This window comes from Nocardia sp. NPDC049526, from assembly GCF_044465765.1.
GTDB lineage: Bacteria > Actinomycetota > Actinomycetes > Mycobacteriales > Mycobacteriaceae > Nocardia.
This window is the reverse complement of the sequence record NZ_JBITMA010000002.1, coordinates 692395-702433: the sequence shown is the minus strand read 5'-3', so window position 1 is coordinate 702433 and position 10039 is coordinate 692395. Positions and strand designations below refer to the sequence as shown.

12 protein-coding genes are annotated in these 10039 nt (G+C 66.1%); 7 read left to right on the top strand and 5 right to left on the bottom strand.

The genetic code is table 11. The annotated features are described in order from the left end of the window. Positions 1–43 precede the first annotated feature (43 nt). Together ACIBW7_RS07860 and ACIBW7_RS07855 are read left to right on the top strand one after the other, a co-directional pair. Positions 44–592 (top strand): DUF4334 domain-containing protein, encoded by a 549-nt coding sequence (locus ACIBW7_RS07860; RefSeq protein WP_397045197.1) that lies wholly within the window; start codon positions 44–46, stop codon positions 590–592. A gap of 134 nt (positions 593–726) precedes the next feature. After that, the gene (locus ACIBW7_RS07855; RefSeq protein ID WP_397045195.1) at positions 727–1956 is read left to right on the top strand and encodes an FAD-dependent oxidoreductase; all 1230 of its coding nucleotides are present in this window, start codon (positions 727–729) and stop codon (positions 1954–1956) included. A gap of 143 nt (positions 1957–2099) precedes the next feature. Here the strand turns inward: ACIBW7_RS07855 and ACIBW7_RS07850 are convergent, their stop codons facing one another. Next, positions 2100–3068 carry a zinc-binding alcohol dehydrogenase family protein gene (locus ACIBW7_RS07850; RefSeq protein WP_397045193.1) on the bottom strand — a complete coding sequence of 323 codons (969 nt, stop codon included), beginning with the start codon at positions 3066–3068 and terminating at the stop codon, positions 2100–2102. An 82-nt stretch (positions 3069–3150) separates the two neighbouring features. Between ACIBW7_RS07850 and ACIBW7_RS07845 the strand changes: the two genes are divergently transcribed. After that, positions 3151–3726, top strand: a complete 576-nt coding sequence (locus ACIBW7_RS07845) for a TetR/AcrR family transcriptional regulator (protein ID WP_397045191.1) — start codon at positions 3151–3153, stop codon at positions 3724–3726. Here ACIBW7_RS07845 and ACIBW7_RS07840 read toward each other — a convergent pair. Then, entirely contained in the window at positions 3723–4436 is a 714-nt protein-coding gene (locus ACIBW7_RS07840) for an HD domain-containing protein (RefSeq protein ID WP_397045190.1), read from the bottom strand. The two genes, ACIBW7_RS07845 and ACIBW7_RS07840, sit on opposite strands and share 4 nt — an antisense overlap. A 92-nt stretch (positions 4437–4528) precedes the next feature. Here ACIBW7_RS07840 and ACIBW7_RS07835 point away from each other — a divergent pair, with 92 nt between their 5' ends. Beyond that, positions 4529–5413, top strand: a complete 885-nt coding sequence (locus ACIBW7_RS07835) for a hypothetical protein (protein WP_397045188.1) — start codon at positions 4529–4531, stop codon at positions 5411–5413. A 9-nt stretch (positions 5414–5422) separates the two neighbouring features. Here the strand turns inward: ACIBW7_RS07835 and ACIBW7_RS07830 are convergent, their stop codons facing one another. The 3 genes from ACIBW7_RS07830 to ACIBW7_RS07820 form a co-directional block, all read right to left on the bottom strand. After that, a complete protein-coding gene (locus tag ACIBW7_RS07830) occupies positions 5423–5869 on the bottom strand; it encodes an SgcJ/EcaC family oxidoreductase (protein ID WP_397045186.1) in 447 nt (148 codons plus the stop codon). 61 nt (positions 5870–5930) lie between these two features. Beyond that, positions 5931–6557 carry an alpha-ketoglutarate-dependent dioxygenase AlkB gene (locus tag ACIBW7_RS07825; protein WP_397045185.1) on the bottom strand — a complete coding sequence of 209 codons (627 nt, stop codon included), beginning with the start codon at positions 6555–6557 and terminating at the stop codon, positions 5931–5933. Positions 6558–6608: 51 nt separating this feature from the next. Continuing rightward, positions 6609–7163 carry a TetR/AcrR family transcriptional regulator gene (locus ACIBW7_RS07820; RefSeq protein WP_397045184.1) on the bottom strand — a complete coding sequence of 185 codons (555 nt, stop codon included), beginning with the start codon at positions 7161–7163 and terminating at the stop codon, positions 6609–6611. 104 nt (positions 7164–7267) lie between these two features. On the opposite strand from ACIBW7_RS07820, the gene ACIBW7_RS07815 reads away from it, so the two are divergent. The 3 genes from ACIBW7_RS07815 (at position 7268) to ACIBW7_RS07805 (ending at position 9990) form a co-directional block, all read left to right on the top strand. Further along, complete coding sequence (locus ACIBW7_RS07815) at positions 7268–8128, top strand: SAM-dependent methyltransferase (RefSeq protein WP_397045182.1); 861 nt, start codon at positions 7268–7270, stop codon at positions 8126–8128. 152 nt (positions 8129–8280) lie between these two features. Continuing rightward, the gene (gene pyrR / locus ACIBW7_RS07810; RefSeq protein WP_327099935.1) at positions 8281–8916 is read left to right on the top strand and encodes a bifunctional pyr operon transcriptional regulator/uracil phosphoribosyltransferase PyrR; all 636 of its coding nucleotides are present in this window, start codon (positions 8281–8283) and stop codon (positions 8914–8916) included. A 117-nt stretch (positions 8917–9033) separates the two neighbouring features. Beyond that, positions 9034–9990, top strand: coding sequence for an aspartate carbamoyltransferase catalytic subunit (locus ACIBW7_RS07805; RefSeq protein WP_364475022.1), 957 nt, complete (start codon positions 9034–9036; stop codon positions 9988–9990). The last annotated feature ends 49 nt before the right edge of the window (positions 9991–10039 follow it).

The following is a 10039-nucleotide window of genomic DNA, read 5'->3' as shown; positions in this document are numbered from 1 at the left end:
TAGCCTTATTCTCGCAGCGTTGCGGTCGAGAAGGAGATCGGTCATGGCCGAGAATGAGAGCGCGCAGTCCGATCTGTCGGACTTGCTCGATGGTGGATGCACGAGGGAGCAGGCGTGGGAGCTGTTCGACAGCTTGCCCGCGGCCAGGGTCGCGGAGGTGACCGTCGGTCGCTGGCGGGGCGAGGAACTGGATACCGGGCATCCGATGGCCGGGGTGCTGGTCGCCTCGGGCTGGTACGGCAAGCAGTTCGATGATCCGGAGTCGGTGCATCCACTGTTGTTCGCCGACGAATCGGGAAATATCTTCGCAGTCGATCCGCGGCGGGTGCCGCTCGGTCTGGCAGGTAGGGTGCCGCTCGCGGGCGTGCAGACGGTGCGGAAGCTACTCCCCGTCCTCGCCCCGGCACTTCGAACTCGCAGGCCGACAGCACGTTTGCGCGATATCGAATACCGCGGTGCGGTGAGTGCCGCGATGGTTTACGACCATTTGCCGATCATCGACCACTTCCGTCGGGTGGATGTCGATACGCTGCTCGGGGTGATGGATATGCGTGCGATGACCGAGCCATACTTTTTCGTTCTGCGCCGCTGATCTGATCGCCGCCGCAACGGTCAAGGGTCTTGGCTCGGCTGAGCGGCCTACCATTGAAGTCGGCCAGGGAAACCGCTACATCCGCGCCCGCGGAATGTCCGTCCGGCGCGTGCGCACGGAGGGAGGTCGGGGCAATGGAACGTACGACGTGTCTGGTGGTTGGTGGTGGACCGGCGGGTATGGTGCTCGGGCTGCTGCTGGCCCGCGCCGGTATCGAGGTCACCGTCCTCGAGAAACACAAGGACTTCCTGCGCGACTTCCGCGGCGACACAGTACATCCAACGACCCTGGACCTGCTCGATGAACTGGGTCTCGGTGAGGAGTTCGCGAAACTGCCCGCGCGCAAGCTGCAGCAGATCCAGCTGCCGATCCGCGGGTCGGTGCAGACGGTGTTCACCCTGGAACATCTGCCGGGTACGCACAAATACATCGCGATGGTGCCGCAGTGGGATCTGCTGGACCTGTTGGCCGGGGCGGCCGATCGGGAGCCGAGCTTCCGGCTGCGCATGAATACCGAAGCGACAGCGGTGATTCGGGAGGACGGCCGGGTCGCCGGTGTCGCCTACCGGACCAGAGACGGCGAAACCGGCGAGATCCGCGCCGATCTGACCGTGGCCTGCGACGGCCGTAACTCGGTGCTGCGGGCCGAGGTCGGACTCGGCTCACGAAGTTGGCCGACACCGATGGATGTGTGGTGGTTCCGCTTGCCGCGCACCGATATCGACCCCGCCGGTTTGATCGGACTGCTCAGCGCCCACCGCGCCGCTGTCATGTTCGATCGCGGTGACTATTGGCAGGTCGCGACCCTCATCGCCAAGGGCGGCGATGCGGCGGCCCGGCGCGGTCCGGTCACCGAAATCGTGCGCAGTATGGCCGATTCGGCACCGTGGTTGCGTGATCGGGAGGATGCGCTGCGGGACTGGGACGAGGTGAAACTACTCGACGTGAAACTGGACCGCCTCACCAAGTGGTACACCGACGGTCTGCTCTGCATCGGCGACGCTGCCCACGCCATGTCACCCGCCGGCGGAGTCGGCATCAACCTCGCCATCCAGGACGCCGTCGCCACCGCGAGAATCCTTGCCCCACCCCTGACTTCGGGCACCCTGGCCACCCTTGACCTGGCCAGGGTGCAGCGTCGCCGCACCCTCCCGACCGTCGTCACCCAGGGCCTGCAACGCATCCTCCACGCCGCCGTATTCCGCCCCGCCCTGTCCGGCCGAATCGATATCGCCAACGCCGCAACGACTCCGTTGCCGCTACGCGTCCTGCGCCGGATCCCGATCTTGCGCACCGTCCCCCCATTCCTGATTGCCCGAGGGATACTCCCAGAACACGCCCCCGCTTTCGCCCGGCGCCCCTGACACAGCCGGTGGATGCACTCGGTGCAACGATGCAGTCCGCGCACCGAATGCTCCACGGGAAACATCAACGGCCACAGTTGATTTCATTCCGAAGTCACTCTCGGTGACGGCTGCGGCGCGACGGGTCGGATATGTCCGGTGCGTCAGGGACGCAGGACGATCTTGCCGATGGGGGAGCGCTGCTCGACGAGTTGGTGGGCTTTGGCGGCTTCGTCGAGGGGAAGTACGGAATCGATTTGGGGAGTGAGGGTTCCGGTGGTGGCGCGATCGAGGGCGGCGGCACCGGAGCGGGATACCTCGGCGAGCCAGGCCGGGCCCGCGCAGGCAGTGAGGGTGAGGCCGTGGGGGAGTAGATCTGTTGCAGATATCTGGGCGGGGGCTCCGGACAGCCAGCCGTAGCTGAGGATTCGGCCGCGTACCGGGGTCATGACTGCCAGCAGGTCCCGGGCGGTGCTGCCGCCGATGGAATCGAAGACGACGTCGAGCGTTGTGCCGTCGAGGGTTTCGTGCAGTCGAGCCGACCAGTCCGGCGCGTCGTGGTCGATGACCTCGTCCGCGCCCAATGCCAGTGCCCGTGCGGACTTTTCGGGGCCGCCAGCGGTTGCGATGACGCGCGCGGCGCCGAATTCCTTGGCGAGTTGGGTGAGTGCGCTGCCGACTCCTGTCGCGGCGGCTTCGATCAGGACGGTTTCGGTGCCGGTGAGCGCTGCGGTCGTGAGCAGAGGCAGTGCCACCGATCCGTCCATCAGCACAGCCGCCGTGTCCTCCGAGGAGAGTGCGTCCGGAATGGCGGTTGCGGAAAGTGCCGGTGCGCAGACGAATTCGGCGTAGGAACCGAAGCCTGCGGTGGCCACCGCGACCCGTCGGCCCAACAATGCCGGGTCGACCCCGTCCCCGATCTCGACGACCACTCCGGCGGCCTGGAAACCGAAGACCACTGGTGTTTCGACAGGCATCGGGAACTCACCTGAGCGCAGTTTGGTCTCCGGGAACAGCACCGGAATCGCCTCGGCGCGGATCACCAGTTCGCCGGGACCCGGATGCGGTACGGCGACATCCTGGGCGACCAGGACCTCGGGTCCGCCGACGCCCGTCATTACGATTGCCTTCATCAATACCTCCATAACTTGACTGTCGGTCCAGATGTCTCGAACGATATGGACCGCCGGTCAAGTTGTCAACTAAGGTGGTGGAATGACCGACGAACGTCCGAGAGAACGGGCGGATGCGGCGCGTAACCGGCAGGCGATCCTGGCCGCGACCGCCGCGCTGCTCGCCGAAGACGGGGCCGACGCACTCACCATGGATCGGGTCGCGGCGGCCGCCGGGGTCGGCAAGGGCACGATCTTCCACCGCTTCGGCAATCGCGCCGGATTACTGCACGAGATGATCGCCGAGAGCACCTTCGCCTTGATGGATGCCGTCCGGAGCGGACCGCCGCCGCTGGGGCCAGGGGCTCCGGCCGGAGAGCGACTGCTGGCCTTCTTCGACGCCTTCCTCCGAATGATGACCGACAACATCGAGGTGACGGTCGCCTACCTGCAGGGCCCACCGCATCCACGTGCCGCCGAAATCCACGAATTCTGGGATGCGCACATCACCGGGCTGTTGCGACAGGCCCGCCCGGACCTGGATGCCGAGGTGGTCGGCAGGCTGCTGTTCGGCGCAATGGGCGGCGAACAGGTGCCGCGACTGGCTCGTGCGGGGGAGACCGAACGGCTGCTCGCAGCGGTTCGTGAACTCGTCGAATCGGTGCTGCGCGGGACCTAGTCCCTGGCGAGAATGGCGTCGAAACGTTCGTCGGCGCTGTCGAGCTGGTGCAGGATATGCCGTTTGACGTGCTCGGCGAGCGGGGTATCCGGGCGGGTGACGAGGTCGCGGTAGATATCGGTGAGCGGGCGGTACTTGGTGGCGAGTCTGCGCATCGCCGGTCCGTCGGCGTAGAGGATGCCGACGCCGTTGTCGGTGAAGTCGGAGAGTTTGACGATGCGGGCCCACGGCGCCCGCTCGAGATTGGCCGCCACATGTTCGCGGTATTGCGCGTGCTGATCTATGTCCGGATCCGGTTCCGGATTGGTGACGGCGGCGACGAGTTCGGCGACCCGGGCACCGAACCGGGCCGAGAGTTCGGCGAGGGCGGCATCGGTCGGCGACCCGGGACGCGCGCCGGCCAGTTCGACCGGGTGATCCTCGACCGAATCGTGCAGCAGCCCGGCCGCGACGACATCCGGGTCCCGCACCTCGTAGTGGCTGACGATCCGAATCGCAACGCGCAGTAGGTGACTCAGATACGGTTCGCGGCCGTAACGATCCTCGCGGTGCAGTTCGGTAGCCAGGTCCAATGCCTCGGTGAGCCGTTCGGTATCGGATAGTTCGGCAATTTCCAGCAGTAGTCTTTCGCGCAGTCCGCTCTCGCCGTAGACCTCGCTGATCGTATGCAGCGGCATCACGGCCAGAACCCCCGCCCCAGGATTGCTCATATGGCCAATCTATCGGGGGAGGCCGCGCACCGCTGTGCTCTGGACCACTGTTCAACCGCGCGAAAATAATCCGTTGCCCCGTGGTGGCGGCCGTGGTCTCCTGGAATGCACGCGAGGCAGAACTGGAGGTGAACGTGGCCGCGCAGAACAAACGGCCGCGCCCCGGTTCGGCCACCGACAAAATGGCGAAATTGCATCGACGCACCATGGTGCTCGACGGTCGGGTGTATACGGTGCTGAGTCTGCGCCCCGGCAGCGATTTCCGCTTCGCCACCAATCATTTCCACGAGACCTGGCATGTGCTCTCCGACTGGCGTGGTGCGCGGATACTGGCTCGACTGCTGTGGGGCCTGGCCTATCAGCGGCGGCCGGGCACGCTCGTGGTCATCGATCCGGCGCATCTGGATCCCAATCCGTTCGATGCCGCGCCGTCGGATCCGATTGTGCTGGTCCCCGCCGACCTGACCGTCTTCACCCGCGCCGCCGCCGTCGCTTTGCGCAGGCAACTGCCGTTCCGCGAACGTTCGCAGGGCACGGTGCGCTGGCAGACATTCGGTCTGGATGCCGCGGTGGCCCAGCTGCAGGAGTGGCGTGCGAAAGGGCCGGGGGAGCGCGACTGGAATTTCGCCGATATACCGACCGGGTGGGAACGGATCGACCGCATCGGCGGCATGGTCACGATTTTCGGTGCACGCGATCAGCTGCGATCCTGGGCAACCTCGCTCGCGACCCTCGGGACCTACGCCTACTACGGCATGGATTACGAATACCTGGACGAGGACCGCAATGGTGAAGTGCAGATTTTCCGGCAATACCGCCGGAAGGTGAATATCGCACGTCAGGCCCGCGCGGACGTGCTCGTCCGATTCGACGGATGTGCCTCGAAGGAGGAGGTCCAGCGGGCCATCTGGTCGCACGGCGCGACCGTTCGTCGCCGTCGTTTCCCGACGCGCGAGGAACGGCTCGCCACGCCCTGACCTGACGGGCTACTTCGCCTGCGGGACCAGTGTGTTCTGCCGCGCCGCGGTCCACCACCGACCGTTTTCTTTGACCAGGACGTACAGCGCGATCATCGCGTGATCGATATCGATCAGCTCGCCCTCGGCCGTCGTCGCCCGGGCGAGCTTGTGCGCGATCGCGATATCGGGCCGCAGGAATACGATGTCGGCGACCTCGTAGCGGACGGACTGATCCTTCAGAAATCCCGCCAGCCCCTGCCGGTTCGCCTCCAGCAGCGCGTCTTTCCCGACCATGAGCGCACCGACCGCATTGACCACCGCCGCATTGGCGGTGAAGTCGGCGGTCATGAGTTCGGCGTCGTTGGTGTTGTACGCGGTTTCGACATTCGCGATGATCTTCTCGATCGCCGCAATGTCCTGGGTGTGATCGACCGTGGTGTCTGCGACCACGGGCTGGATTGTCGTTGCGCTCATGGAGATCAGCTTCTTATCTCAACCTTGGTTGAGGTCAACAAGCCGCCGCACCGCTGCGTAGTCAGCGCACGCCGCGCGGTCGAAATTGAATGCTGATTCGCGGTCCGGTCGGTCTGCGCGTCTTCGGCACGGCGTGTTCCCAGGTGCGCTGGCATGAGCCGCCCATGACCAGCAAATCGCCATGTCCCACCTGAAATCGAAGACTCGCGCCGCCACCGCGCGGGCGCAACAGCAGCGCTCGCGGCGCACCGATCGAAACGATGGCGACCATGGTGTCGTCGGTTGCGCCGCGCCCGAAGGTATCGCCGTGCCAGGCCACGCTGTCGCGTCCGTCGCGGTAGTAGCACAACCCGGCCGTACGGAACGGTTCACCGAGTTCCTCGCGGTAGTGCGCGGTCAGTGCCTCCCGCGCCTCGTCCAACGCGGGATCCGGTAACTCCGCGTCCTCCTCGTAGAAATACAGCAGCCGCGGCACATCCACCACCCGGTCGTACATCGGCCGCCGCTCCGCCTGCCACGGCACCCCATCCGCCAACCGTTCGAACAACACATCCGCTCCCGACAACCACCCGGGCAAAGCATCCACCCAGGCCCCATGACTCAACACCGTCCGGCGCACACCATCGAGCCCGCCCACCTCGATGTCTCCGAACCCGTCGAGCAATGATCCTTGCAGCGGTGTCGACATGCCGTCGAATCTACGCGCTATCGAACATATGTGCTAGCGAGAAATGGTCATTCAATTCTTGGTGAGAATGTCTCGCGCGATATCGACGGCCGCGGCGTAGCACTCGTCGTCGGTGAGTGGAAGATCGCCCATCATGGCGGTGCTCCAGCTGATGGCGAGCAGGGCTTCGCGCGCACGGAAGACCGCGAGCGGCGGCTGGTCCGGTCCGGCCATCAGGCCGGCGAGCACGCGGAACTGGTAGCGCATGCTCGAGCCGAAGTCGAGCTGACGGAAGGTCGGCTGGTTCTCGTGCCAGAAGCGGACCATGCTGCGGCCGATGCCGTGCAGCAGCGCGCCATAGCGGGTGAGGATTTCGTTGGCTCGTTCTGTGCCGGGTGGGGCGCTCTCGGCCCAGGTCACGATGTCGTCGATGCCGCGGCGCAGGTCGTCGGAGAGGCTCGCGACGATGTCTTCCTTGGTGCGGAAGTGGTAGTACAGCGCGGCCTTGGTGACGCCGAGGCGGTCGGCGATCTCGCGCAGGGAGGTCTTCTCGTAGCCGCGTTCGGAGAACAATTCCATTGCGACAGTACGAATCCGCTCGCGCGTATCGCTGCGACGTCCGTCCATTGCGTCCTTCTCTTTTTGCTTGACGACCGGCTAGTGGAAGCCTAGCGTCTTCGCTGTGCCCGAATTACTAGCCGGGCGACAAGTTATCTATTGGGGAGGCAGCAATGACCGAAACGCATCCGAAGGCGCCGACGGCCGGTGTCGCATTGACCGCGATCGGTGTCGCGGTGATCCGGGCGAAGGAATCCGTGCGCACGGACCGCCTGTACGACGACCCGTTCGCGCAGCTGTTCGTCGATGCCGCACGCCGCGCCTACGGCGAGATCGACGGCGGAACCGAGCGCTGGGCGCGGTTGGAAGAGGTGGCGGACATGTTCTTCGAGGGCCGCACGGTCGGCGTCCGGCTCGTCGACGACCGTGTCGCCGCGGCGGTCGAACAAGGGATACGCCAGATCGTGCTGATCGGTGCGGGCTTGGACACCAGGGCATTCCGCATGGCTCTACCCGCCGACGTTCGAGTATTCGAGATCGATCTGCCGGAGCTCTTCGCATTCAAGGAACCGGTCCTCGCCGCGGCACATGCGCAACCTGGCTGCGGCCGCGCGGTGCTCGCCATCGATCTGCGCGAAGACTGGGCAAAGCTGCTCGGGGAGCACGGATTTCGGCCGGACCTGCCCACGCACTGGGTAGACGAGGGCGTGCTGGGCTACCTGACCCACGAACACGCATTGCATGTGGTCACCACACTGACCGAATTATCCGCTCCGGGAAGCCGTTTCGGCGTCAGCCGATTCGCCGTCGACGAAAATGCCCGGCAGTATGCCGAACTCGAACGCCTGGTCCGTGGTGACGACGGCGCGGATCGCCCGCGCACCGGCCTCGGTGCCGACGCCAGAACGTGGCTGGACGAACACGGCTGGCATACCGAATTTCGGAGCTGGGACGATATGGTCGCCGCCCTGGGCCGGCCCGTCGCTTCGAACGATCCGGACATCGGAGTCGTCATCGCGGTCCGCGAAGCGTGAGCCTCCCGGAATGCCCGGAGTGTCCGAACCGCGCGTGGCCCCGCTCACAGCGGGATATGCCTGGTTAAAGCGGTGCAAACGGCGCTGCTAGGCTGCATGCCGTAAAGACATCCTTTAACGGACCGTCCGGTGAGGCGGGGAAGGAGGTCGGCATGGCCGTGCCCGAGGAACGGGCCGCCAAGTCCGGCGCTGCCGAAACGTCGCAGCGACACACCCCGGAGTGGGTGAGCGCGGGACGCGAGTTGCTGTCTCCCTCCGACGTCGGCCGGACCATCGCGCGCATCGCGCATCAGATCATCGAAAAGACCGCCGTCGATGCGGGCGAGCCGGATGCACCGCGTGTTGTGCTGATCGGCATTCCCACCCGCGGCACCACGCTGGCCGCGCGGCTCACCGACAAGATCGAGGAGTTCTCCGGCGTCCGCCCGGCACTCGGCTCGCTCGACATCACCCTCTATCGCGACGATCTACGCAGCCGCCCGCACCGCCCGCTCGAGCGCACCTCGGTGCCCGAGGGCGGCATCGAGGACGCCCTCGTGGTCCTGGTCGACGACGTGCTCTTCTCCGGCCGCACCGTGCGCTCCGCCCTCGACGGTCTGCGCGATCTGGGCCGCCCCCGCGCCGTCCAACTCGCGGTGCTCATCGACCGCGGCCATCGCGAACTCCCGATCCGCGCGGATTTCGTCGGCAAGAACGTGCCGACCTCCCGCAGCGAGGACATCTCTGTATTGCTCACCGAACACGACGGCCGCGACGGCGTCTATTTGCATCAGGAGGAAGCGCAGTGAACCGGCTCGCCGGAGCGAGTGTCAACGAGGTGCGGTCGTGAGCGAGCGCAGCGAGCGAACCATCAACACAGCTGCCGGAGGTCGAACGACCGAGCCGAGCGCCGGCGAGGTGGAGTCGTGAGACATCTCTTGACGGTGACCGACCTCGATCGTGCCACGGCCACCGAACTGCTCGACGAGGCCGAACGCTTCGAACAGGCGCTGCTCGGCCGTGAGGTGAAGAAGCTGCCGACGCTGCGTGGCCGCACCGTGATGACCGTCTTCTACGAGAACTCGACTCGCACCAGGGTCTCGTTCGAGGTCGCGGGCAAGTGGATGAGCGCCGATGTGATCAACGTCAGCGCGAGCAGCTCCTCGGTCGCCAAGGGCGAATCACTGCGCGACACCGCGCTGACTCTGCACGCGGCGGGCGCCGATGCGCTCATCGTCCGGCACCCGGCCTCCGGTGCGGCGCATCAGATCGCGCGCTGGATGGATGGCTGGGCGGTCGCCGAGGGTCGGCAGGGCCCGGCCATCATCAACGCCGGTGACGGTACCCACCAGCATCCGACGCAGGCGCTGCTGGACGCACTGACCTTGCGTCAGCGCCTCGGCGATATCGAGGGCAAGCGGATCGTCATCGTCGGCGATATCCTGCACAGCCGGGTCGCGCGCTCGAATGTCTTCCTGCTCGATACTCTCGGCGCCGAGGTGGTGCTGGTCGCGCCGCGCACGCTGCTGCCGGTCGGCGCGGACCTGTGGCCCGCCCGGATCTCGCCTTCGCTGGACGCCGAATTGCCCGGCGCCGATGCGGTGCTGATGCTGCGGGTGCAGCAGGAGCGGATGAACGGCGGCTTCTTCCCGTCGGCGCGCGAATATTCGGTCAACTACGGACTTTCCGAGCGCAGGCTCGCACTGCTGGACGAGAACGCGGTCGTCCTGCATCCGGGGCCGATGCTGCGCGGCATGGAAATCGCCTCGCCCGTGGCGGATTCCCCGCAGGCGGCGATCCTGCAACAGGTGACGAACGGAGTGCATATGCGGATGGCCGTGCTGTTCCGGCTGCTGGTCGGTACCCAGGAGGCTGCCGCATGAGCGGTCAGCGCCCGGAGGAGGCAGCTCGCGTAACCGCGGAGGGCGCGCG

Coding starts and splice junctions, on each gene's coding strand:
- ACIBW7_RS07860 (WP_397045197.1), top strand. CDS start 44: ATGGCCGAGAATGAGAGCGCGCAGTCCGATCTGTCGGACTTGCTCGAT.
- ACIBW7_RS07855 (WP_397045195.1), top strand. CDS start 727: ATGGAACGTACGACGTGTCTGGTGGTTGGTGGTGGACCGGCGGGTATG.
- ACIBW7_RS07850 (WP_397045193.1), bottom strand. CDS start 3,068: ATGAAGGCAATCGTAATGACGGGCGTCGGCGGACCCGAGGTCCTGGTC.
- ACIBW7_RS07845 (WP_397045191.1), top strand. CDS start 3,151: ATGACCGACGAACGTCCGAGAGAACGGGCGGATGCGGCGCGTAACCGG.
- ACIBW7_RS07840 (WP_397045190.1), bottom strand. CDS start 4,436: ATGAGCAATCCTGGGGCGGGGGTTCTGGCCGTGATGCCGCTGCATACG.
- ACIBW7_RS07830 (WP_397045186.1), bottom strand. CDS start 5,869: ATGAGCGCAACGACAATCCAGCCCGTGGTCGCAGACACCACGGTCGAT.
- ACIBW7_RS07825 (WP_397045185.1), bottom strand. CDS start 6,557: ATGTCGACACCGCTGCAAGGATCATTGCTCGACGGGTTCGGAGACATC.
- ACIBW7_RS07820 (WP_397045184.1), bottom strand. CDS start 7,163: ATGGACGGACGTCGCAGCGATACGCGCGAGCGGATTCGTACTGTCGCA.
- ACIBW7_RS07815 (WP_397045182.1), top strand. CDS start 7,268: ATGACCGAAACGCATCCGAAGGCGCCGACGGCCGGTGTCGCATTGACC.
- pyrR (WP_327099935.1), top strand. CDS start 8,281: ATGGCCGTGCCCGAGGAACGGGCCGCCAAGTCCGGCGCTGCCGAAACG.